This window comes from Shewanella ulleungensis, from assembly GCF_014648315.1.
Taxonomy (GTDB): Bacteria; Pseudomonadota; Gammaproteobacteria; order Enterobacterales; family Shewanellaceae; genus Shewanella; species Shewanella ulleungensis.
Map to the genome: position 1 here is coordinate 778,124 of NZ_BMQW01000001.1, position 23,163 is coordinate 801,286.

20 protein-coding genes and 3 tRNA genes are annotated in these 23,163 nt (G+C 40.7%); 14 read left to right on the forward strand and 9 right to left on the reverse strand.

From position 1 onward, the window contains the following. The first annotated feature begins 8 nt into the window (after nt 1-8). Entirely contained in the window at nt 9-1,859 is a 1,851-nt protein-coding gene (locus IEY40_RS03220; protein ID WP_188953229.1) for a M2 family metallopeptidase, read from the forward strand. 92 nt (nt 1,860-1,951) lie between these two features. On the opposite strand, the gene smrA is transcribed toward IEY40_RS03220, so the two are convergent. Next, nucleotides 1,952-2,554: a DNA endonuclease SmrA gene (smrA, locus tag IEY40_RS03225; RefSeq protein WP_188953231.1), complete on the reverse strand. Its 603-nt coding sequence runs from the start codon at nt 2,552-2,554 to the stop codon at nt 1,952-1,954. Between the two features lie 131 nt (nt 2,555-2,685). Here smrA and IEY40_RS03230 point away from each other — a divergent pair, with 131 nt between their 5' ends. Further along, nucleotides 2,686-3,291, forward strand: coding sequence for a YybH family protein (locus tag IEY40_RS03230; protein WP_229776990.1), 606 nt, complete (start codon nt 2,686-2,688; stop codon nt 3,289-3,291). Continuing rightward, entirely contained in the window at nt 3,288-3,770 is a 483-nt protein-coding gene (locus IEY40_RS03235) for a YchJ family protein (protein WP_188953233.1), read from the forward strand. Before IEY40_RS03230 ends, IEY40_RS03235 begins: the two co-directional genes overlap by 4 nt. Nucleotides 3,771-3,782: 12 nt before the next feature. Here the strand turns inward: IEY40_RS03235 and IEY40_RS03240 are convergent, their stop codons facing one another. The 3 genes from IEY40_RS03240 to IEY40_RS03250 all read right to left on the reverse strand — a co-directional run bounded on the left by IEY40_RS03240 (nt 3,783) and on the right by IEY40_RS03250 (nt 7,283). Continuing rightward, nucleotides 3,783-6,011 (reverse strand): bifunctional diguanylate cyclase/phosphodiesterase, encoded by a 2,229-nt coding sequence (locus IEY40_RS03240; protein ID WP_188953235.1) that lies wholly within the window; start codon nt 6,009-6,011, stop codon nt 3,783-3,785. Nucleotides 6,012-6,361: 350 nt separating this feature from the next. Next, nucleotides 6,362-6,652, reverse strand: a complete 291-nt coding sequence (locus IEY40_RS03245) for a DUF406 family protein (RefSeq protein WP_188953237.1) — start codon at nt 6,650-6,652, stop codon at nt 6,362-6,364. Nucleotides 6,653-6,788: 136 nt separating this feature from the next. Further along, complete coding sequence (locus tag IEY40_RS03250; protein ID WP_188953239.1) at nt 6,789-7,283, reverse strand: VC2046/SO_2500 family protein; 495 nt, start codon at nt 7,281-7,283, stop codon at nt 6,789-6,791. 125 nt (nt 7,284-7,408) lie between these two features. Between IEY40_RS03250 and IEY40_RS03255 the strand changes: the two genes are divergently transcribed. The 4 genes from IEY40_RS03255 to IEY40_RS03270 all read left to right on the forward strand — a co-directional run bounded on the left by IEY40_RS03255 (nt 7,409) and on the right by IEY40_RS03270 (nt 9,119). Beyond that, nucleotides 7,409-7,493: transfer RNA gene (locus IEY40_RS03255), tRNA-Tyr, on the forward strand. 96 nt (nt 7,494-7,589) lie between these two features. Further along, nucleotides 7,590-7,674, forward strand: a tRNA-Tyr gene (locus IEY40_RS03260). 28 nt (nt 7,675-7,702) lie between these two features. Further along, nucleotides 7,703-7,787, forward strand: a tRNA-Tyr gene (locus IEY40_RS03265). A gap of 270 nt (nt 7,788-8,057) precedes the next feature. Beyond that, complete coding sequence (locus tag IEY40_RS03270; RefSeq protein WP_188953241.1) at nt 8,058-9,119, forward strand: PLP-dependent cysteine synthase family protein; 1,062 nt, start codon at nt 8,058-8,060, stop codon at nt 9,117-9,119. Nucleotides 9,120-9,190: 71 nt separating this feature from the next. Here IEY40_RS03270 and queE read toward each other — a convergent pair whose 3' ends face one another. After that, the gene (queE, locus tag IEY40_RS03275; protein WP_188953243.1) at nt 9,191-9,859 is read right to left on the reverse strand and encodes a 7-carboxy-7-deazaguanine synthase QueE; all 669 of its coding nucleotides are present in this window, start codon (nt 9,857-9,859) and stop codon (nt 9,191-9,193) included. Nucleotides 9,860-10,061: 202 nt separating this feature from the next. Between queE and queC the strand changes: the two genes are divergently transcribed. Continuing rightward, nucleotides 10,062-10,769 (forward strand): 7-cyano-7-deazaguanine synthase QueC, encoded by a 708-nt coding sequence (queC, locus tag IEY40_RS03280; RefSeq protein ID WP_188953245.1) that lies wholly within the window; start codon nt 10,062-10,064, stop codon nt 10,767-10,769. A 228-nt stretch (nt 10,770-10,997) separates the two neighbouring features. Further along, nucleotides 10,998-11,558, forward strand: a complete 561-nt coding sequence (gene rrtA / locus IEY40_RS03285; RefSeq protein WP_188953503.1) for a rhombosortase — start codon at nt 10,998-11,000, stop codon at nt 11,556-11,558. Nucleotides 11,559-11,705: 147 nt separating this feature from the next. Here rrtA and IEY40_RS03290 read toward each other — a convergent pair whose 3' ends face one another. Beyond that, on the reverse strand, nt 11,706-12,260 hold the full coding sequence (locus IEY40_RS03290; RefSeq protein WP_188953247.1) for a hypothetical protein: 555 nt from the start codon (nt 12,258-12,260) through the stop codon (nt 11,706-11,708). 348 nt (nt 12,261-12,608) lie between these two features. On the opposite strand from IEY40_RS03290, the gene trhA reads away from it, so the two are divergent. From trhA to IEY40_RS03305, 3 genes are all read left to right on the forward strand, one after another. Next, nucleotides 12,609-13,292: a PAQR family membrane homeostasis protein TrhA gene (trhA, locus tag IEY40_RS03295; protein ID WP_188953249.1), complete on the forward strand. Its 684-nt coding sequence runs from the start codon at nt 12,609-12,611 to the stop codon at nt 13,290-13,292. 130 nt (nt 13,293-13,422) lie between these two features. Then, on the forward strand, nt 13,423-13,767 hold the full coding sequence (locus IEY40_RS03300; protein WP_188953251.1) for an MGMT family protein: 345 nt from the start codon (nt 13,423-13,425) through the stop codon (nt 13,765-13,767). 40 nt (nt 13,768-13,807) lie between these two features. Next, a complete protein-coding gene (locus IEY40_RS03305) occupies nt 13,808-14,800 on the forward strand; it encodes a DUF3108 domain-containing protein (protein ID WP_229776991.1) in 993 nt (330 codons plus the stop codon). Here IEY40_RS03305 and IEY40_RS03310 read toward each other — a convergent pair. Next, nucleotides 14,786-15,565, reverse strand: a complete 780-nt coding sequence (locus tag IEY40_RS03310) for a class II glutamine amidotransferase (protein WP_188953253.1) — start codon at nt 15,563-15,565, stop codon at nt 14,786-14,788. The two genes, IEY40_RS03305 and IEY40_RS03310, sit on opposite strands and share 15 nt — an antisense overlap. Nucleotides 15,566-15,825: 260 nt before the next feature. Here IEY40_RS03310 and fadE point away from each other — a divergent pair, with 260 nt between their 5' ends. Together fadE and IEY40_RS03320 are read left to right on the forward strand one after the other, a co-directional pair. Next, on the forward strand, nt 15,826-18,273 hold the full coding sequence (gene fadE / locus IEY40_RS03315) for an acyl-CoA dehydrogenase FadE (RefSeq protein WP_188953255.1): 2,448 nt from the start codon (nt 15,826-15,828) through the stop codon (nt 18,271-18,273). A gap of 85 nt (nt 18,274-18,358) precedes the next feature. Then, nucleotides 18,359-18,793 (forward strand): PaaI family thioesterase, encoded by a 435-nt coding sequence (locus tag IEY40_RS03320; protein WP_229777001.1) that lies wholly within the window; start codon nt 18,359-18,361, stop codon nt 18,791-18,793. A gap of 184 nt (nt 18,794-18,977) precedes the next feature. On the opposite strand, the gene IEY40_RS03325 is transcribed toward IEY40_RS03320, so the two are convergent. Both IEY40_RS03325 and IEY40_RS03330 read right to left on the reverse strand, forming a co-directional pair. Further along, a complete protein-coding gene (locus tag IEY40_RS03325; RefSeq protein WP_188953259.1) occupies nt 18,978-22,073 on the reverse strand; it encodes an efflux RND transporter permease subunit in 3,096 nt (1,031 codons plus the stop codon). Then, a complete protein-coding gene (locus IEY40_RS03330; protein WP_188953261.1) occupies nt 22,070-23,152 on the reverse strand; it encodes an efflux RND transporter periplasmic adaptor subunit in 1,083 nt (360 codons plus the stop codon). The genes IEY40_RS03325 and IEY40_RS03330 overlap by 4 nt, the downstream gene beginning before the upstream one ends. Nucleotides 23,153-23,163 lie beyond the last annotated feature (11 nt).

Genomic DNA, 23,163 nt, shown 5'->3' on the forward strand with positions numbered 1-23,163 from the left:
CCAATATAATGAACTTCCCTTTAAAACAACCGTCTCAAATTGCATTAATTGTGTCACTCGCGTTAGGTCTTAGCGCCTGTAATGATACCCAAGCAACTGTTAGCACATCTGCAGCAAAAGTAGAAAAAATTGATAGTGCTGCAGCGATTGAGTTTATCAATCAAGCGGAGGCTGATTTAGCCAATTTAAACATTGAAGCAAATCGTGCAGAATGGATTTACTCAAATTTTATTACCGACGATACCGCAGCATTGTCTGCCGCTATGGGTGAAAAAGTTACTTCCACGTCGGTTCGTTATGCTACAGAAGCGGCCAAATATGCTCATGTTGAACTCGACGCTGTTAATGCTAGAAAACTTAACAGTCTTCGCAGTAGTTTAGTACTACCCGCACCATTAGACCCAGCTAAAAATGCTGAGCTGGCCAGTATCGTATCAGAACTTAATGGCTTATACGGTAAAGGGAAATATTGCTTTGCTGATGGTCGCTGCTTAACCCAGCCTGAGCTTTCAAATCTTATGGCTGAATCAAAAGATCCAGCTGTTTTACTCGAAGCATGGCAAGGTTGGCGCGAAATAGCTAAACCAATGCGTCCGTTATTTGAACGCGAAGTCGAATTAGCCAATGAAGGCGCAAAAGATCTTGGGTATGCTGATTTATCTGAATTATGGCGTAGTCAGTACGACATGGAACCAGATGCGTTCTCTGCTGAGTTAGATCGCTTATGGGCTCAAATAAAACCATTATATGATTCGTTGCACTGTTATGTACGCGGGGAATTAAACGAACAATATGGTGATGAAGTCGCGCCTAAAACTGGCCCAATCCCTGCGCATTTACTGGGTAATATGTGGGCACAACAATGGGGTACCATTTATAACAGTGTGGCGCCAGAAGATGCCGACCCAGGTTATAACGTAACTGAGTTACTGGCTCAAAATGGTTATGACGAAATTAAAATGGTTAAGCAAGCTGAAGGTTTCTTTACTTCTTTAGGGTTTGGCGCTTTACCCGACAGCTTCTGGACACGTTCGATGTTTGTGCAACCACAAGACCGTGACGTAGTGTGCCATGCGTCAGCTTGGGATTTAGATAATCTGGACGATATCCGAATCAAAATGTGTATCCAGAAAAATGCCGAAGACTTTACTGTCATCCACCATGAGTTAGGCCATAACTTTTATCAACGCGCTTATAAAAACCAGCCGTTTATCTTTAAAAACTCTGCTAATGATGGGTTTCACGAAGCCATTGGCGATACCATTGCATTGTCTATTACACCTAAGTATTTACAAAAAATTGGTTTATTAGACTCAGTCCCTGACGCTTCGAAAGACATTGGCTTATTATTAAAGCAAGCTTTGGATAAAGTTGCGTTTATGCCATTTGGTTTGATGATTGACCAATGGCGTTGGCAGGTATTTAACGGCACCATTAAACCTGAACAATACAACCAAGCTTGGTGGGATTTACGTGAAAAATACCAGGGTGTTAAAGCGCCTATCGCTCGCAGCGAAGCAGATTTTGACCCAGGAGCAAAATACCATGTTCCAGGTAATGTTCCGTACACGCGTTACTTTTTAGCTCACGTATTACAGTTCCAATTCCATAAAGCTTTGTGTGATATTGCCGGCGATACAGGCCCCGTCCATCGTTGCAGTATTTATGGTAACGAAGCTGCTGGCGCTAAATTGAATGAAATGCTTGAAATGGGAGCGAGTCAACCCTGGCCAGAAGCGCTTAATGTTATAACTGGCACTAAGCAAATGGACGCAAAAGCAGTATTAGATTACTTTGCACCACTACAAGTATGGCTTGATGAGCAAAATACTGAAGCGAACCGTCAATGTGGCTGGTAACGCTCAGATAAACTTTGATTTATCATATGGCTTAATCTTGTGTTTATGCAGAGATAAATGAATTTAAATGGCGCTGAATAAGCGCCATTTTTTTATCGGAAACCACTGCCCTTTCGATTAAGTTCGCTATTCTCAATCTTCTTTTGCTGAGATTTTTTTAGCATCACAAATACCGCACCTACTCCACCTTGATTGCGTGTAGCTGAATGATAAGCGGTAACCGGCTCTATTTGCTGTAACCAATGGCACACCGCTGATTTCATCAACGCTGGATAGGGTTTACTTTTATAACCCTTACCATGAATTATCAGCACATTGCGCTCACCACGCTCATAAGCACTCAACAAACAATTAATCATGCTGTCGCGTGCTTGGTTGAGCCGATATTCATGAAGATCTAACACTGTTTTAATCGGATATTTGCCCAATCTTAAATGTTTAAACACTTCATCTTGAATACCGTCAATCTTATAACTGACTATGTCATCTGGTTGTAGCGGCTGTATTAAATGTGGGTCAGTGGGTAATAACTGTAACAATTCATGTTGTTGTGCTGCCGCTCGCTTTGCAAGTTGAGCATCTGTTACACTTAATGGATTAAGCCATGTTTGCGCCGCAATGCTTTGGCGCTCTGGTTTTAAGGGGGTAACGTCGGCCATTTCTTGTAAAAATAAATCATCTTCATTAAAAGACATGGTTAACCTCCTACATACTTTGTAAAGATTATGCGCTTTGGCAAAATCGCTGAATAATTTATAGTTGTGCTCACGGTATAGCGTTGTGGGTTTCCTTTCCTATAAAAAGAATATCAAAAAGAGAATATGCATTGAAAAAAATATTGTTACGTTTGAACACATCCATTTTAGCTTACTTTATCCTCACGGTGTGTTTGTGTATTTCTTCGCTTAATGCAGTTGCAGCTAAAGCCATTCCTCACAAAGCTCTCAATGCTAACTTTAGCCAATTAGTACAAGCATTTGAACATTTAGACCTCAACAGCATTGAGAAAATTTATACTGAAGATGCTGCCTACGTTTCTGAAACCCAAGAAAAAGGGATTATTCTGGGTAAACAGAATATCCTCAATTTATACACGCGCTTTTTTGATAAAATTAAGCGTAAGCAAGCTTCATTAGAAGTTGATTTCAGAGTACTGGTACGTCATGTCGACGAAAATAGCGCAACCGATGTAGGCTATTATTTAGTACGCTTTCATCCTGGGGCTGATTCTGGTGAACCTGTGAGTGAATTTGCGGGTAAATTTGTCACCGTATCGGCTAAAGACAATAGCGGGAAATGGTTAATAAGTGTGGACTCAAATACCCATGCTACAGCAAAACTTTATTATGATGCGAAGCCAGTACCTAATTTGTATTATGGGCGCCAATTTATCAGCGCTACTCCTACTGAGCAGAGTACAACTGCAAAATGACAATCAATATTTCACCTACAGACTTGTGCCCTTGCGGCAGTAAAACCTTGTATCAACAATGTTGTTTACCTTTGCATTGCGCTGAAAAAGTGGCTCAGTCGCCACAACAACTTATGCGCTCACGCTACTGTGCATTTGTTGTAGGCCAGTTTGACTATCTTATTGCGACACATCACCCAAATTATCGACAAGGTTTAACGGTTGAACAGCTAGCTCAAAGTAATACTCATTGGTTAGGATTAGAGTTACTGGCAACAGAACAGCGAGAAAATAATGGCGAAGTTACATTTAAAGCGTGGTATGTAGAAGATAAGCACATCGATGCAATCTACGAAAAATCATCATTTGTGTTAGTTGATGAGCAATGGCTTTACACCGAAGGAAAACAAATGAGTACGCGATCGCCGGCAAGAAATGAACCCTGTATTTGCCACAGTGGCCGTAAATTTAAGCAGTGTTGTGCAAAGCTAACTCATTAATTTTTACACTGGCTACCTAGTGCTGTGTTTATCGATAAACTGCGCAAACTCGTTCACCCGTATCGCTGGGCTGTACAAATACCCTTGGGCATGATGACAAGCGCTTAATGATAGAAACTCTTCCTGCTCTCTCGTTTCAACGCCTTCTGCTGTTAATGAAATATTCAACGCTTTTGCCATAGCAATTATCGCACTGACAATCTCACGGCTTTCTCGGCTAGACGAAATGTCCATAATAAATGAACGATCAATTTTGAGTTTCGATATTGGGAACTGTTTCAAATACTTCATGGAACTGTAACCCGTACCAAAATCATCAATCGCTAAGCCTACACCTAATTCAGCTAATTCATGGCATAAGTTAATCGCATATCGAATATCACCCATTAACTCAGTTTCAGTGATCTCTAAAATTAATGTTTTGGGTTTTATACGATAACGCGTCACTAATCGCCACACTTGCTCATACAAATTACCGCTAAAAAACTGTCTTGCGGCCACGTTAACGTGCATCGCAATATCAACATTTTTATGTTGCCATAAGTTGAGCTGTTTACAGGCAGTTTCTAACACCCATTCCCCGATAGGATTTATCATTCCGCTTTGCTCGGCAATGTCGATGAACGATCCTGGGTACAACACGCCTTTTTTAGGGTGATGCCAACGAATTAACGCTTCAGCACCAATATATTGATTAGTTTGTAAATCCATTAATGGCTGATAATAAAGTTCAAACTCACGGCCTTTAATTGCATGTTGTAAATCCCGCTCGATTTCAGCATTGCTGGTAAATGCATCTAACAAATCAGCATTAAAAAACTGGTAATGCATCTCCGACTTACTCTTAGCATATTGCAAAGTAATGTCAGCACAAGATAGTGGTGAAAACATCCCTGCCACGGACTTGATATCAACTACCGCAATAGCAGGTTTAGGGCTCACTTTTTCACGTAAAATAATCGCGGGTGCAACTAAACTTAAATAAAGCCGTTTCACCATTTGCTCTTGTTCAGCAAAAAAATCGTCTGCATTTGCAGAATTGATGGGTAACAAAATAGCGTATTCATCACTGCCAACACGGGCAACATCAATGGCATTTGCAGATAACGAAAAATGCTTTAACCGGCGGGCAACTTCAATCAATAATGCATCGCCTTGATCATGACCATGTGTATCATTAAAACGTTTAAAGCCCATTAAATCGACAAGTATCAATGTGCCATCGATTGCGCGATCCAGTTGCTGCGTAAAATAGCTACGATTATGCAAACCGGTCAAACTACAATGCCAGGCAAGGTGTTCTAATTCCGCTTTATGCAAGTATTCGCTTGAATTGTCATAGCTCGATACCAGCGCGTAATGTTTACCTAATTCAGTAACAAAAGGCGTGATGTGGTAATTTAGCCAATACTCGCTCTCATCTGTACGACTCAGCTTGATATTGCCTTTAACGATTTCTTTGTTATGAAGTTTGTTTACAATGACATCTAAAAGTTGAGGGTTAGAGCGGAAAATATCGAGATTTAATGCACTTTGGTGTTCAATCGTCTCTCTGGCAAGGCCAGTCATTTTTTCATGGGCACCGTTAACGTATTCAACAATTTTACTGTCAGTATTGACTAACATCACCACATGTTCTGACTGTTCTGTAGCATTTCGCAGTAAATAGATTTGCTCGTTACTGTCGTAGGTGTAGCGCGTGGCCAACGTCAGTGCTAATTGATCGGCACATTGCACTGCAAACTGAATATCAGCTTTTAGCCACTTATGGGCTTGGCAGTGTTCTATTGATAATACACCTTCAATGTGACCATTTATGCGAATTGCAATATCAATGCTGGTGTTAATGTTGTGATGTTCATAATAGCTCGCAAACTGCTGAATAAGATTTTTTTGGTGAACGTCACTAGACAATATAAAGCGGTGTAAACGAAGCTCTGTAAAAAATTGCGGTTCAATTATTGAAGTTTGGCGCAAAGACGCATTGTGACTTAATGGATCTGCAATGTTGCTTGCGACTAAATTGTGGGCACAAACATAGAACCCATCAGAGTTTGTTGCGTCAATAGTATGAGTGTCATCGATGCTATTGGTTAGCAACCACACAGAGACAAAGGATGCGTCGAAATACTCTCTTAAGAGTTGGCAAACCATCTCAGAGGTTTCTGAAAAATTACCTTGCTGTTTTGCACTGGAATTTACAATTAATTCCAATAAGTGCTGTTGCTCTTTACGATTCATTTACATCCCGAAACACAACTACATTACTCAAATTTGCTGGTTTATAATCATTGACATTGAAAGATGATTTTTATTATTACGCATTGAAGCGCCAGTCATTAATCAGAGTACGACTTGGGAGCGATATCCGCTTGTAAGGTACAACATAGCAGTAATAAAGCATTTGCTACTATACCTTTTATTAATGCCGCAAGATTACACTTTTAACCGACTAACAGCAATCATTTAGTCGGTACTTGTTACGATAAATGTGACGCATCATAAAGCGACTAAGCTATTGATTTAATGAAAATCTACAGTAAAGACTAAACACGCCACGCATTATTTATTATTTGTAATCAACGCATCTTCTACAGTGAGTTTTCGAGTTGAAAAATCATTTTTTCAACGCTAAACGCGAAATTCAATGTCAATTCACACTGGTTGACCAACTGTTTAATTTCAGCTTTGGTCTCTGGAAAACGTTGCAAAGCGATTTGTTCGAGTGCATTTGCTTTTGTTAGTGCATCTTCACCATTAAAGGTTAGCTGCAATAGCGTGTCATCTGCCTCCACAACCGCACCAATATCAACGAAGCTTCCACAATCGGCACAACTATCATTCACATTACCAGGTTGTTGCTGTTTAATTTGCTTAATCATGTCATTACCTCTAGATCACCTTGTTAGTGTTAATATCCTAACGCAAAGATCAGGGTGATTTATTTGCCAAGCTCACAAATAGCATATTAAGCAGCGCTAGTATGCCTGTTTGTATACACTATGTTGCCCGCCACTTTTAAGCATACTGAAGCGCCATGGTTTGACTTATTTTCCGCTGGGTAGCTAGCTGGTCAATAAAATGCATATCTTCAATAACATCATGTTGCTGGTATAAATTAATCGCTTTGCGTTTTGTGAGTTCATCACAATTACTCAGCACTTCAACCATAGCGTCAGATTGTGAGCCACGAATAACCAGAGCTTCAGGAGTTAAGGCCTGTTGCAATTGAAATTGACGAGCCCCCTGCTGAAAAAGTGGGGCATTATCGGTAACAAAAATATCGCTCGAAACATCATCAATTAATCGTTCTGCAGGTGGTAGCGAGAATTGTTTGCGCAATTTTTGTTCTACATTAAGATCGACGTCTAACTGAAATTGCGCCATATCGCGAGCATCTGCCGATAACATAGCCAATAGTAAGCCGAATTCTCCACGACGATTATGTTCAACCGCCCCGTTTAATCTGCTGCCTATTTGTAACTCATTGACTAATGTTGACTCAATTTGCATATAAAAACATCACTACCTTTGCTCGATGTAATTTTATCGACCAAATAAATCAAAACTTTAAGATTTTTTTCATTTTTAGGCTTTACATACAATGGGTTTGTGAATACTATGGCGGCCGCAATTGAGGAGGGGTTCCCGAGTGGCCAAAGGGATCAGACTGTAAATCTGACGGCTCAGCCTTCGAAGGTTCGAATCCTTCTCCCTCCACCATTTGCGTCGTTGTGTGATGTACCGTTTTAGCGATTTCGATTGCTAAAACAAAAGCGTTAAAGTGTAAAAAGAAAGTAAGTTATAAAGAAAACTTGTGGAGGGGTTCCCGAGTGGCCAAAGGGATCAGACTGTAAATCTGACGGCTCAGCCTTCGAAGGTTCGAATCCTTCTCCCTCCACCATCTTTTCTTTGTTATCTTCTTTCGCAGTGGAGGGGTTCCCGAGTGGCCAAAGGGATCAGACTGTAAATCTGACGGCTCAGCCTTCGAAGGTTCGAATCCTTCTCCCTCCACCATTTTACATTCTGTTTTTCAATTGTCTTACCTGCTTGAGTCCCACATTACTTGCTTAAAAATCCAGTTGTTATTGCTGATTTAATTCTTTGTTAGTCTATTTCATCTCGCTTATCTATTCTCTATATTCACAATAATGCATAGCCATGTTGCTGTTTTTTTCTTGATAAAACATACCTATATAAAGAACTCATTCTGTTTGTCATAAACACTACTTTTAACTTTTTATTTTCGTTATTATATATTCCCATTTGGAATAACGAGTTTGTCGAATGCCAACTACTTGGGTCAATCAGGCCATCGCTAAAATCGAAGCGGATTACCAACGCTCTGCTGATACACATTTAATTAAATTAGACTTGCCACAGATTGAAGGCATAGACATCTATCTAAAAGATGAAAGTACCCACCCAACAGGCAGTTTAAAGCATCGTTTAGCCCGTTCTTTGTTTTTATATGCACTGTGTAATGGTTGGATTAAGCAAGGCACGCCGATTATTGAGTCATCCTCAGGCAGTACTGCAGTATCAGAAGCCTATTTTGCTCGCTTATTAGGCCTCCCCTTTATTGCCGTTATGCCAAAAACCACTGCAAAAAAGAAAATACAACAAATTGAGTTTTATGGTGGTCAATGTCACTTTGTTGATAATGGCAGCCAAATGTATGCAGAGTCAGAACGTCTTGCAAGTGAACTAAATGGGCATTACATGGACCAATTTACTTATGCAGAGCGGGCTACAGACTGGCGCGGAAATAACAATATTGCCGACTCTATTTTCAATCAAATGGAAAAAGAGCCACACCCAATTCCAAACTGGATTGTGATGAGTCCAGGCACTGGCGGCACCAGCGCAACTATTGGCAGGTATATACGTTATCAACAACAAGCAACACAATTATGTGTTGTTGACCCAGAGAACTCCGTTTTTTACGATTATTTTCACAGTGGTGATGCCAGTATTGTCAGTGACAAAAACAGTAAAATAGAAGGGATTGGCAGACCAAGGGTTGAACCCTCATTTATTGCAGGCGTTGTCGACAATATGTTGCAAATTCCTGATGCAGCATCTGTTGCCACCATTTTATGGTTAGAACAATTGATTGGCCGCAAAACTGGCGCATCGACTGGGACTAACTTGTATGGGGCATTATTATTAGCAACTCAAATGCGTCAGGATGGAAAAACAGGTTCTATTGTGACCTTAATTTGTGATGCTGGAGAGCGTTATTTAGACACCTATTACAACCCACAATGGATTGAGGCACACATTGGCTGCTTTGAGCATTACCGACAAAAACTGCAACATTTTGATGAGAATGGTTTATTGCTGTAATTTTCGATAGTATAAATACAATAATGCCGCAGTTAATTTGCGGCATTATTGTATCAATTGATTAAATGAACCTAGTCGATGTTTAAATATTTATGCGTCTGAATCGATAAGCGCCAATTACGAGCAATACACACTTTCATGGCCAATGCTGTAGCACGATCTTTTTGACTAATTGGCTGTAAACAGATGGTTTTGTCAGTCACATCTATGCCTTCAAGTAGTGTATCTAATTCATCTATATGTTTTTCAGTGGCTACAGGGTGTTTAATTTCATTGGCGCGTATTAATGCTTGCTCAAGGACCTTGTAGCCGCCTTTCATGTTGATTTTAGGGGAAACAGTCACCCAAACACGGTCATGACACTTAACCTCAAAAGTTCCACTTGTCTCAATTTGCACCTGATAACCAGCCGCTATAAAATCGCTAGTCATTTCAGTTAAATCGTATAAACAAGGTTCTCCACCAGTTAGCACGATGTGCTTAGCAGTAAAGCCTTTATCTTTAAATGCTTGAAGTAAACTAATACCGGTATGATCCGCCCAACGGCCAATAGTACCATCAACTTGAATCACTTGATCAGCACTGACTTTGTTCTCAGATAATACATCCCAAGTTTGCTTAGTATCGCACCAAGCACACCCAACAGGACAACCCTGTAAGCGAACGAAAAGTGCTGGGACACCTGTAAAAGAGCCCTCACCTTGTATTGTTTCAAATACTTCGTTAACTGGATATTTCATGATTTACCTTACTTTTTACGCCTAGCAATACGACCAGACAAACAACAGGGCGGCATTTATAGAGGATTTTACTTCCAGCTGCAAGTATTTACGCCGCTTGCTTTGCACTTATGCCGACCTTAGGTAAAATATCATTTCGATTTTTTCTGAATCGTTTCGGCAGAAAGCCAAGATGATTGATCAGAGCGTTAAGAGTATATTCATGTCAAACACAACACCTAACACCACCAAAGCTTTAGTTGTTTTTAGCGGCGGTCAGGATTCGACCACATGCCTTATTCAAGCATTGTCACAGTACGATGAAGTACACGGCATTACTTTTGATTATGGCCAACGTCATCGGCAAGAAATTGACGTTGCTAAATCGTTAGCTGTTGAGCTGAAATTAGCCAGCCATAAAGTCATGGATACGACCTTGTTGAACGAGTTAGCGATATCTGCATTAACTCGCGATGCTATTCCTGTATCTCACGAGTTAATGAATAATGGCTTACCCAACACCTTTGTGCCAGGCCGTAATATTTTGTTTTTAACCTTAGCCGGGATTTATGCTTACCAGTTAGGTTGTGATGCCATTATTACCGGTGTGTGCGAAACCGACTTTTCGGGCTACCCTGACTGTCGTAATGAATTTATTCAATCGATGCAGCAATCTTTAGCATTGGGCATGGATAAACCACTTAAGATAATTACGCCGTTAATGTGGCTTAATAAAGCAGAAACATGGGCTTTGGCAGATAAATATCAACAATTAACCTTAGTGCAACAACAAACCTTAACTTGTTATAACGGTATTGTTGGTACAGGATGTGGAGATTGCCCAGCTTGTTTATTACGCCAACGCGGGCTCGATGATTACTTACAAAACCAAGACTCTGTTATGGCTTCACTGAACAGTAAATTGGCATAACACGACTCATTGAGAGAATATCAGTATCTATTGACTGTTGTGAAATAATTGCTGCTTTAAAGGGATTAAGTTTTACATCTCTTTAAAGCAAGATTTGACTATAATTCTTTATCGACGGTGTGATCCTTAACATCAAAACAGCGATAATACTTAGAGGTAATTTTGGCCACAAAATCTCATTCAGTAGGACCCTATCATTTTTTAGTGGTGATCAGCGTCATCTGTATCATGCTGTTTGCAGCTGACGTCCCTAGCCCCGCGTTTTTCCCAATAGACCAATATTTTAGTTATCGTTATGATGCTATTGCGCAAGGTGAAGTATGGCGTTTGATAAGCGGTAATTTGCTGCATACCAACTTGTGGCATTTATTGATGAATTTAGCTGGTTTTTGGGTGATAGTGTTTTTACATGAAGTTCACTACAAACGACATCCAGAGAAGCTGGTATTGCTATTTATGTGCTTATGCTTACTTGAAGGTATTGGGCTATATCTGTTTTATCCCAGCTTAAAAGCCTATGTAGGTCTTAGTGGTATGTTACATGGCTTATTTGCTTTTGGTGCCATAATGGACATTCGCAAAGGTTATTACTCTGGTTATTTACTACTGGTTGGGGTTATAGCCAAAGTTGAATATGAACAATTCTTTGGCGCTACAGAGAGTGTCACTGAATTAATCGGCGCTCGAGTCGCGACCGAGTCTCACCTTGTCGGGCTTATCTGTGGCCTGTTGTGCGCGTTATGTTGGTCAGTTATTGCAAACCGATTTAAATATAATAAATTGTCTTAAGGGCTATTTATTTTAAGGATTATTCATTTGAGGGTAATCTTTTCCGGCTGCTGATTCTAAACTTAGAATTTTAAAGATAGGACTCTAAAGATAGGATCCTAATCGATTAGCGTTCATCTGTATCAATAATGATCATAAACGTCTTCGTTATTGAGAACTCTTATTACTTACTCCATCCGTTTTGGTCTCAGCCATTGGTCCATCTTGTAAGCCAATATTTTGCTGGTTACTGTTTAAGTGTTCAGCTTGCTGAGCGCGCTCGACTAACTTGTTATATTCAGTTTCGGTAATTAAATAGCTTTTTAAAGGTGGTAAAGGTTTTTCGACTTTTTGCTCAAGTGGGATATCCGCTAAACCGCTTATGTCTGCCCGGCCAAAAATCAGTGCTAATGCAATGACCAATACATGGACAATTAATACAATAACCCAACTGTTATTACCCGTTAATCGCGCGAGTAGTGTTTGTAGACGATTAGCGTGTTGTTCAATTTCATCATCAAGTAACAATGGTTGATTATTGTTGGTGTTACTTGCTATTCCACCGGTTAACTGTCGTTGGATCCCATCTGCGACATCTTGTTGGTGCTGTTGCAGTTGTTTGTCATCTGGAACGTCATTTTCTGGTGTAATAAAGGGAGTCACATCGAGATTAAAGTCAATGTGCTCACTTTCTGCATCTTGTTCAGGCATTGCTGTATTCATAGTTTCACCTGTAGCGCATAGCATTTTGCATATTCAATACCGCGGCGGTAAAGTCCTGTATTGGGGCGTTGTTGGAAATAAAAATGTATGTCCAACATAAAAAAAATTGCCACGAAAGATCAAATAAGTATAACGTGATTAGCCATTTTCAACGCACTATATTTATCGTATTAGGCTGCTTTTCGATAAATAATGTTTAACTTTGTGACTTTAATTATCTGAATAAAATCATAAATAATTAATCATTAGATATTAAGCTTACACGTGTACTCTTAAATATAGCTATTTAAGATCGAGGCTGCTAGACTAGCTTTGCAGAAAAACCATCCAGGTTGCAAACAGGATATTATGAACTCTTTAACTGATACATTAACAACAAATCAAACCACAAAACCCACATCTATTTCTGACTATTGCCACAATGAAGAACGAGCTAATGCCATATCACATGGTTTAGGCGTAGTGGCGGGTATTATTGGTTTAGTGCTGATGCTATTAAAAGCGCCGGCTGAATTAACGTTTGTACAGATGGGCGGTGTGTTGGTATACGGCATGAGCATCATCGTGTTATTTTTGGCTTCAACTTTGTATCATTCGAGCCAAAGTGTTATCTGGCGCAAACGGTTTAAAATGGCCGATCATTGCGCCATTTATACATTAATTGCTGGCACCTATACTCCCATGATGCTGATAAGCCTTCAAAGCGCACAAGCAACAACAGTACTCATTGCCATTTGGACACTTGCACTGGGTGGCATCATTTTCAAAACTTTATTTATTGGCCGCTTTAAAGTATTTAGCGTGCTGTTATATTTAATAATGGGTTGGTTGTGTGTCACTGTCATGGGCGATTTAAAAACTCAAATGAGCGACTTAGGTATAGGTTTATTGCTTGCGGGTGGCCTATTCTACAGTCTTGGAGTCATCTTTTACGTCGGTAAACGTATTCCATTTAATCATGCCATTTGGCACATGTTTGTCTTAGGTGGCGCGTTTAGCCACTTCTTATGTATTTATCTCACCGTGCTTTAACACATTACTTTCTCATCAAACTTTGCTTGTTAACCTGTTAACTTATTTGAAAAATTGCGGTTGTACATTGACTGCTATTTTTCTATCATCTATCGCTAATACACATTGAAACACCATCAGTGGGAATCGTATGACAAAACTAACGCCCATGGAGCGAATATGGTTTATTGTTAATCTTATCCCACACGGCTCTGTGTTACCTTATGGGATAGTTGCCGATTTGGCGGGGCTTCCGGGTCGAGCGAGGTATGTATCAAGGGCATTAAAACTCGCGCCAAACAATATGTTGTTGCCTTGGCATAGAGTCATAAATAGCCAAGGTAAAATTTCATTCGCAAAAGAAACCGAACTCTTTCGTACACAACAAGAATTACTCAGATTAGAAGGCGTCTTAGTGAACGCTGGTAAGATTTCGTTGTCTCAATATCAATGGAAACCTGATCTTGCTACGCTAGTAATGACACTCCCCTTTTAATTTTACACTGTTAACTTTTCACTGTTGAGGTATTGATACATTGATCAACCAATTAACTCGCTTAATCACTATGATGTTCTGCCTCAGCTCTGTTGCATATGCACAGACGACTGCCCAGTCAACACCAGCTGTTACTGATGCAGAGTCGACTACACAACTCAGTCCCTCTGAAGCCTTAGCGATTGCCAAAAAAGTTGAACAACTCAACCCTATTATTCCTATAACGGTAGACCAACAAGCTGCAATCTTGTCGCCTTTAACTGCTCATACCGCTAAATATACTGTGTATTATGGCAGTATTGAATTAGGTGAAGCGAGCTATAAACTTCCCGCCACCGACAGCGGTTATTATGTATATGAGTTTGACAGTGATGTCAGCTTATTAATGTTGTCTGATGAGCGTCACCTTAAAAGTGAATTTACACTCGAAAATGGTAAGTTAGTTCCCTTTAGGTATATCCATGAACGCACAGGTACTGGCAGTGATTACACTGAGCAAACCGCATTTGCTAAAACCCAAGAGTTTATTCACACCATCTATAAGCAAGAAGCATTAAAGTTACCTTATCAAGAGAAAGTATTTGACCCTCTTATGGTTCAACTTCAATTTAGAATGGACTTAGCTGCAAATACCCGACCATTAGATTATAAAATGGTCAAAGAAAAAGAAGTGGATGATTATCAGTTTAGAGTATTAGGTAAGGAAACTCTCACACTTAACAGCGGTACTTATGAAACGGTTAAAGTAGAAGTTGTTCGGGAAGCCAAGAAAGCTAAAAAGCGCCAAACCTATTTTTGGATGGCACCTGATTTAGCTTATTTGCCTGTAAGATTAAGTCACTTCTCAAAAGGCAGTAAGCAATTAGATATTCAATTAGCCAGCTACCAGTTTGAAAAACCATTGCCACCAATGACACCGATATTAATCGATGGCCCTTCTGACGCATTAGATACTTTAGCCGCAGATGTTGAAAATGAAGCTGATATCAGTGAGTCTGAACTGGATAAAATTAAACAACTAGTTGAAGACTAATTCACCTTGGCGAAATAACTTCCACTCACCTGGAGACAAAACAACCCAATTCTCATTGTTGGTTAATGGCCGTGTCGCAATAACAGTCACCACGTCATTTGGCGTGGTTTCTTGACTAAAATCTATCACAACATCCGTGTCAATGAGAGTGGCTTTACCAAACGGGGCACGCCGTGTGATATGACATAAATTATTAGTACAATATGCCATTAAATCAATGCCGTTACTGAGCAGCATATTAAATACACCAAGCTGACGTATTTCATCAGCGAGCTGAGCAATATAATCAAATACAAGCTGCATATTTTGTGGTTCGTGTTCGCCAAACTCTTTAACTACTGACTCTAAAATCCAACAAAAAGCCAATTCGCTGTCAGTATCACCCACAGGTTGAAATCGTGATACACCTGCAAATTTTTGCTCATAGCCAGTTAATTGTCCATTATGAGCATAAGTCCAATAACGTCCCCATAATTCACGTGTAAATGGATGTGTGTTTACCAAAGAAACACAGCCACGATTTGCTTGGCGTATATGGCTGACAACAATCTCACTCTTAATAGGATAAGATTTAATTAACTCAGCAATGTGAGATTTACTACTTGGGCAAGCGTCTTTAAATGTTCGATTACCTTTGCCTTCATAAAACGTAATTCCCCAACCATCAACATGAGGGCCAGTGACCCCACCACGTTCAGCTAAACCAGTAAAACTGAACACAATATCGGTTGGTACATTGGCACTCATCGCCAGTAATTCGCACATTAATCTTGCCTTTATAGTTGTTAAATTCCGCTAAATTGAGCGATTTTAATAAGTCGAACGTATTGTATCGAGTATGCTTATTGAGTGGAATATTTCAAACACACAAATATTTAAACAATTGTTTGAAAAATACTTGTATTCGAGGCTACATCAGGTTAACTTTTATGTGACACAGGTCTGACCACAATCTTTCCTGTGAATGAGATCAACAATAAATAAGCTATTTCTTGTCTACATAAATAGCTTTAAGGAGAAGTACAGTGACCACCCTACTTTGGATCATCGCGATGATCTTTGTGCTCGGCGCTATGGCATACCTTAGAGTATCGCTATTATCGACCACAATTGCTGCGGCAGTTGTGTTAGTTGTTGGCAGCACAATGGACATTATTGGTGTAATTGCTTGGATAGTATTCCTCGTTATCGCACTACCATTAAATATTAAATCGTTTAGACAGAATTTTATCAGTCGTCCACTGTTAAAAGTTTATCGCGGCATCATGCCTGAAATGTCTTCTACCGAAAAAGAAGCCATTGAAGCAGGTACAACATGGTGGGAAGCTGACTTATTTGCCGGTAATCCTAACTGGAGCAAACTTCATAATTATCCTAAAGCACGCTTAACCGCTGACGAACAGGCTTTCCTAGATGGTCCTGTTGAAGAAGTGTGTAAAATGCTTAATCAACACCAAGTTTCTCACGTGTTAGGTGATTTACCTCAAGATGTATGGCAGTTCTTAAAAGACCATGGTTTCTTCGCCATGATCATCAAGAAAAAATACGGCGGTTTAGAGTACTCTGCTTACGCGCAATCTTGCGTATTGCAAAAACTTGCCGGCGTAAGCAGTGAACTTGCTTCTACCGTAGGTGTTCCTAACTCGTTAGGCCCTGGTGAGCTATTGCAGCATTATGGTACTAAAGAACAGCAAGATCATTACCTACCGCGTTTAGCGCAAGGTTTAGAAGTGCCATGTTTTGCACTAACTAGCCCAGAAGCAGGTAGTGATGCTGGCTCAATCCCAGATTTTGGTGTGGTATGTAAAGGTGAATTCCAAGGCGAAGAAGTGCTTGGTATGAAGCTAACGTGGAATAAGCGTTACATTACCCTAGCGCCTGTAGCTACAGTTTTGGGTCTTGCCTTTAAACTGCGCGACCCTGACCATTTGCTTGGTGATAAAGAAGAATTAGGCATCACTTGTGCATTAATTCCTACTGATATCCCAGGTGTTGAAACTGGTCGTCGTCATTTCCCATTAAACTGTATGTTCCAAAATGGTCCAACACGCGGTAACGAAGTGTTTGTACCATTAAGCTTCATTATTGGTGGTCCAGATATGGCCGGCCAAGGCTGGAGAATGTTAGTTGAATGTTTATCTGTTGGTCGTGGTATTACGCTACCTTCAAACTCTGCCGGTGGTGTAAAAACAGCGGCTGTAGCAACAGGTGCCTATGCACGTATTCGTCGTCAATTTAAATTACCTATTGGTAAGTTAGAAGGCATCGAAGAACCAATGGCACGTATCGGTGGTAACGCTTACCTGATGGATGCCGTGGCAACATTAACTACCACAGCTATTGATTTAGGTGAAAAACCATCTGTTATTTCTGCCATTGTTAAGTACCACTTAACCGACAGAATGCAAAAATGTGTTATTGATGCAATGGACATTCACGGCGGTAAAGGTGTTTGTCTTGGGCCGAATAACTATTTAGGCCGTGGCTATCAAGCTGCACCTATTGCCATTACGGTTGAAGGCGCAAACATTCTAACGCGTTCAATGATTATTTATGGACAAGGTGCAATCCGTTGTCATCCATATGTATTGGCTGAAATGGAATCTGCATTTGATACCGATGCTAACCGTGGTTTAGATAACTTCGACTCAGCCATCTTTGGTCATATTGGTTTTGCAACGTCTAACTTTATTCGCAGTTTCTGGATGGGCTTAACCTCATCTTACTTCTCGAATAGCCCATATTCAGATAAAACCAAACGTTACTACCAGCAAATGAACCGTTTCAGTGCTAACTTAGCGTTATTGTCTGACTTAGCCATGGCAACGTTAGGTGGTAACCTCAAACGTAAAGAGCGTATTTCTGCACGTTTAGGCGATTTATTAAGCCAGTTGTATCTGACTTCTGCCACGTTAAAGCGTTATGAAGACGATGGTCGTTTAACTGAAGATCTACCGTTAGTTCAATGGGCTGTAGAAGATTCGTTATACAAGTTACAAGATTCGTTAGACGACTTGCTTAACAACTTCCCAATGGGCCTTGGTATTGCACTTCGCGCGGTAATCTTCCCATTCGGTCGTCCTATTAAGCGTCCAAGTGATGTACTGGATCACAAAGTGGCTAAGATAATGCAAACGCCATGTGCTAGCCGTGACCGTTTAGGTAAAGGCCAGTTCTGGACACCATCTGAGTTCAACGCTGTGGGTATTCAAGAACAAACGTTTAAAGATATTCTTGCAGCAGAACCTTTGTACGACAAAGTCTGTAAGGCTGCGGGTAAACGTCTACCATTTATGTGGTTAGATAAAGTTGCAGCAGAAGGTAAAGCGCTAGGTGTGTTAAGCGACAGCGAAATCGCCTTACTGGAACGTGCTGAAATTGGTCGTCTTAAATCAATTAACGTTGATGATTTTGACACTGAAGAATTACGTGCTCAACTTGCTCCTAAAGCAAAGCAAGAAAAAGCAGCTTAATTATTAAGCTCTAAGTAAAAAGGTAAAGCATATGCTTTACCTTTTTTTATCGCTAAAAATTGTGACTATTAAAAAATCGTAAAGGATAATGATGAAAAACCTCACTGGATTACAACAAATGCAAGCCATATTAAATGGCGACATCCCTGCCCCTTCAATTAGCGAAGTCATCCCGATGAAGCCCATCGATGTCAGTGAAGGTAACGTCACATTTGAAGCCTTTGCTAATGAACGTCACCTTAATCCTATGGGCGGTGTTCATGGTGGATTTGCGGCAACAGTATTAGACACAGTTACCGCGTGTGCTGTTCATTCAGCATTACCAGCAGGCGTCAGTTATTCAACTATTGATCTAAATATTAAAATGGTTCGCCCTGTGCCACAAAACACACGTTTAGTCGCTAAAGGTAACTTAATGAACTTGTCTAAATCATTGGGGATATCGCAAGGCACATTAACCACAGAAGAGGGTAAATTGCTCGCTACTGCTACAGCGACATGTTTAATTATCCGTCCTTGAATGTGTATATAAGTTCTTTAACTCAAAACTGAACACGAATGTGTAATCTTATTGAGTACGTTTTTGATTGATACTGATGGTTACATAGATAATTCCCCAATGTATCAACTTATCTTTGGGCGAAACAAATAACAAAAAAGCCAGTCATTCACATGACTGGCTTTTTTACACTTACGGGTCGCAATTAGTCTTCTTTAAGTTCTATTTCTAACTGCTTAGCAACGGCTTCAGGCGAACTGCTGTTACGCGCAAATAAGCTATAAGCTACTGGTATTACGATTAGTGTGAAGAAGGTCGCCAGTAAAATACCCGACAACACCACCACACCAATGACGAAGCGAGTTTCGGCGCCAGCACCAGAAGCTATCACCAATGGAATAGCTCCTGCAGCAGTCGTAATCCCGGTCATTAAAATCGGACGAAGACGCTGTGTAGATGCTTGTAAAATCGCTTGCTGGAATTCTACACCTCGATCGCGTAGTTGGTTAGAAAACTCAACAATTAAAATACCATTCTTAGCCGCCAAACCGACCAACATAATGATCCCAATTTGGCTGTAAATATTGATACTTTGCCCTGTTACCCATAAACCAACCAATGCACCGAGTGTCGCCAATGGCACGGTAAGCATAATCACCATTGGGTGAATATAACTTTCAAACTGTGCTGCCAATACTAAAAATACGATACCCAAGGCCAGTAAAAATACAAAGTTCATTGAGCTACCAGATTCTTGGTAATCCAACGATGGGCCTTTATAGCTGATTACCGCTTCAGCAGGTAGGTAAGTTGCAGCAAGATTATTCATATAATCTAATGCCTCCCCTAAACTGTAATCAGCCGCAAGGTTAGCTTCTAAAGTGATTGAGCGCATGCGATTGTAGCGATTAAGCGAACTTGCATCTGCAAATTCTTCAATCGACACTAAGTTAGATAACGGAATTAACTCTTGAGTACGCTCAGATCGCACATAGATGTTTTCCATATCTGTCGCCGTGCTTTGATTTTCACGGTTACCTTCAACAATCACATCATACTCTTCACCGTCACGCATAAAGGTTGTCACTAAGCGAGAACCCAACATTGACTCTAATGTGCGGCCAATGTGCGACACCGACACGCCGAGATCGGCTGCTCGTTCGCGATCAATCAATACACGTAATTGTGGTTTTGTTTCTTGATAATCATGGTCTAGACCAATAATATTATGATTATCTTTGGCTTTTTCGAGCATGATGTCACGCCAATCGGCCAGCTCTTCATAGCTTGGTCCGCCAATCACAAATTGCACAGGTTTGCCCACACCACGGCCAAAGGCTTGGCGCATAATCGGGAAAGCCCTAATACCGGCAAGATCGGCTAAACGCTCACGGATTTCGACAATAATTTCGTTAGCACTACGACGCTCAGCCCAGTCTTCTAACACAATAATTGCCATGCCGTTCGAGAAGTCAGATGCGGTGCCAAAGCCGCGCGGAGCGCGAATAAGTAAACGCTTAATTTCGCCGTTTTCTACCATTGGCATTAAACGCCCTTCCACTTCATCCATATATTTCTCAATATATTCAAAACTGGCACCTTGTGGTCCGTTTACCATTAAGAACATAGAACCGCGGTCTTCTTGAGGGGCAAACTCTTGTGGCACTTTATTGAGTAAGTAGCCGCTTAAACCAAATGCAATCAACACAACAAGCGACACCATCACTGGGCGTTTCATGCCGGTATTAAGCATGATTAAATACCAGTCGGATAATTTAACCATCATTTTGTCGACTTGCTTAACGAGCCATGGGTCTTGATCTGCAGGTTTAAGCAATTTAGAACACATCATTGGTGTCAGTGTTAACGCAACAATACTCGAAAATATGACTGCTGCACTCATTGTGACCGCAAACTCTTTAAATAGCTTACCTAAGTCGCCCTCTAAGAAGGTAATAGGCATAAATACCGCTACCAGTACCAAGGTTGTCGCAACCACGGCAAATGCGACCTCACGCGCGCCTAGGAAAGCGGCTTTTAATGGTGAATCACCCTCTTCTATACGTCTGTGAATGTTTTCTAACATGACAATCGCGTCATCAACCACCATTCCGATAGCCAAAATCATTGCCAGTAGCGTTAGTAGGTTAATGGTATAACCAAGCGCATAAAGCACAATAAAGGTGGCTAATAGTGATACTGGTACCGTAATCGCTGGAATTAACATTGCTCTGACAGAACCTAAGAAAAGGTAAATCACGACAATGACTAATATCATGGCAATAAATAAAGTTTGATAAACCTCATCAATAGACGCTTCGATAAACACTGAACTGTCGTATGAGCGTTTAATCTCCATACCTGCGGGTAATGTTGGATTGAGTTTGTCAACGAGTGCGTTGGCGGCCCGTGCAACTTCTAGGGTATTGGCAGTCGACTGCTTACTTACCCCTAAACCAATCATCGATTCTTTGTTGCCCCTGAAGATAATACGTTCTTCTTCTGAGCCAATTTCAACTTTAGCGATATCACCAAGCTTAACTAAATAGCCATCATCTCCTTGAGTAATCACAAGGTTAGAAAAATCTTCAGCGGTTTTGAATACCCGGTCCAAACGCACGGTAAAGTGACGCTCTTTGGATTCAATGGAACCTGCTGGCAATTCAACGTTTTCTGAGCGCAGCGCATCTTCGACATCTGACACGGTTAAGTTGCGTGAAGCTAATGCTTGTCTGTCTATCCAAATCCTTAACGCATAAACTTTACCGCCGCCTAAACGCAGTGTTGAAACACCGTCGATTACCGAGAAACGGTCAACTAAGTAGCGGTTGGCATAATCAGTCAGCTGCAATGTGTCCATTTGATCAGACACTAGGTTAAGCCACATGATCACTTCATCACTGCCATTGGCTTTAAAAATTGACGGAGAGTCGGCTTCTTCTGGTAACTGTTCTAACAATCCAGAAATTCGGTCGCGCACGTCGTTGGTAGCAGCTTCAATGTCACGGTTAATATCAAACTCAATGGTGACACTTGAGCGCCCATCACTGCTGGATGAACTAATATGGCGAATTCCCTCAACACCACTGATCTGATCTTCAACTAATTGAGTAATTCGACTTTCCACTACAGAGGCACTTGCCCCACGATAGCTTGTTTCTACCGAAACAATAGGTGGATCAATATTTGGGTATTCTCGTAATGGTAATTTACCAAACGACACTAAGCCCAATACAATCAGCAAGATGCTGATAACCGATGCAAAGACCGGTCTTTTAACCGATAAGTCAGTTAATATCATGCCGACTTCTCCGTACCTTCGACTTGAGCAAACTTAAAGTTTTCGGCTTGTTGTACTTTCACTTCATCACCCGGACGTACTTTTAAAATACCGCGAATAATGACTTGCTTGCCCACTTCAAGACCTTGAGTGATTTCAACCCAACCACGAGTACGAATACCCAAAGTGACTTTCACTTGCTCTACTTTATTGTCGGCATTGACTACATAAACAAAATGATTATTTTGAATAGGAATAATCGCCGCTTCAGGTAATAACAAAGCTTCACGGCTTTGTTTAATTAACTTCACTTTCATTAGCATGCCAGGAAGTAAGCTTAAATCGCTGTTTGGCATTACGGCGCGCACAATCACTGCGCGAGTACTTGGATTGACTCTGCTATCGATAGAAGTTACTACACCTTTAAATACACGGTCTGGATAAGCAACGGCTTTGGCTTCAACTAATTTGCCGGGTTTTAACTCTTGGATAAATCGTTCTGGCACAGAGAAGTCCAGCTTAATTTTACTGATATCATCCAATGTACTGATTTGCTCACCAGGTGTGACTAAACTACCCACACTGACTTGGCGCAGACCTAATCGGCCTGAGAAAGGTGCTTTAATGATTCGGTCATGTAAGGCTGCATTGGCTTGTTCAACTTCTGCGCGAGTGGTGTCGATTAAACTTTGTAACCGGTCGCGCTCCAATTCAGCAATGGTTTTACTGGTAACCAGTGCTCTAATTCGGTCTAACTCACGTAAGTTTTCTGCTAACTTCACTTCAGCGACTGCCACTTTGGCTTTTTGCTCATCGTTACGCAGTAACACCAATACAGAGCCTTTTTCAACAAGCTCACCATCATCAAAGTTAATTTGATTAACGATCTCGGCCACTTTCGAAGTCACGATAATCGATTCATATGCTTTACCTGTCCCGAGCGCTTCTACTTCGTCACGAATAGGCATTACCTCAACTTTAGCCACTACCACATTAGGTATTGCTCGAGGACGTTGTATTTGTGCTTTTTCAGGCAGGAAAGAAAAGTAACCGAACAGCGCGATTGACACTATGGCGATCAGTAATATTATTTTTTTCATTGTTTGTCCGT

Bases quoted from the DNA above. Each gene is read 5' to 3' on its own strand.
- IEY40_RS03220 (WP_188953229.1), top strand. From the start codon at position 9: ATGAACTTCCCTTTAAAACAACCGTCTCAAATTGCATTAATTGTGTCA.
- smrA (WP_188953231.1), bottom strand. From the start codon at position 2,554: ATGTCTTTTAATGAAGATGATTTATTTTTACAAGAAATGGCCGACGTT.
- IEY40_RS03235 (WP_188953233.1), top strand. From the start codon at position 3,288: ATGACAATCAATATTTCACCTACAGACTTGTGCCCTTGCGGCAGTAAA.
- IEY40_RS03240 (WP_188953235.1), bottom strand. From the start codon at position 6,011: ATGAATCGTAAAGAGCAACAGCACTTATTGGAATTAATTGTAAATTCC.
- IEY40_RS03245 (WP_188953237.1), bottom strand. From the start codon at position 6,652: ATGATTAAGCAAATTAAACAGCAACAACCTGGTAATGTGAATGATAGT.
- IEY40_RS03250 (WP_188953239.1), bottom strand. From the start codon at position 7,283: ATGCAAATTGAGTCAACATTAGTCAATGAGTTACAAATAGGCAGCAGA.
- IEY40_RS03270 (WP_188953241.1), top strand. From the start codon at position 8,058: ATGCCAACTACTTGGGTCAATCAGGCCATCGCTAAAATCGAAGCGGAT.
- queE (WP_188953243.1), bottom strand. From the start codon at position 9,859: ATGAAATATCCAGTTAACGAAGTATTTGAAACAATACAAGGTGAGGGC.
- queC (WP_188953245.1), top strand. From the start codon at position 10,062: ATGTCAAACACAACACCTAACACCACCAAAGCTTTAGTTGTTTTTAGC.
- rrtA (WP_188953503.1), top strand. From the start codon at position 10,998: ATGCTGTTTGCAGCTGACGTCCCTAGCCCCGCGTTTTTCCCAATAGAC.
- IEY40_RS03290 (WP_188953247.1), bottom strand. From the start codon at position 12,260: ATGAATACAGCAATGCCTGAACAAGATGCAGAAAGTGAGCACATTGAC.
- trhA (WP_188953249.1), top strand. From the start codon at position 12,609: ATGAACTCTTTAACTGATACATTAACAACAAATCAAACCACAAAACCC.
- IEY40_RS03300 (WP_188953251.1), top strand. From the start codon at position 13,423: ATGACAAAACTAACGCCCATGGAGCGAATATGGTTTATTGTTAATCTT.
- IEY40_RS03310 (WP_188953253.1), bottom strand. From the start codon at position 15,565: ATGTGCGAATTACTGGCGATGAGTGCCAATGTACCAACCGATATTGTG.
- IEY40_RS03325 (WP_188953259.1), bottom strand. From the start codon at position 22,073: ATGATATTAACTGACTTATCGGTTAAAAGACCGGTCTTTGCATCGGTT.
- IEY40_RS03330 (WP_188953261.1), bottom strand. From the start codon at position 23,152: ATGAAAAAAATAATATTACTGATCGCCATAGTGTCAATCGCGCTGTTC.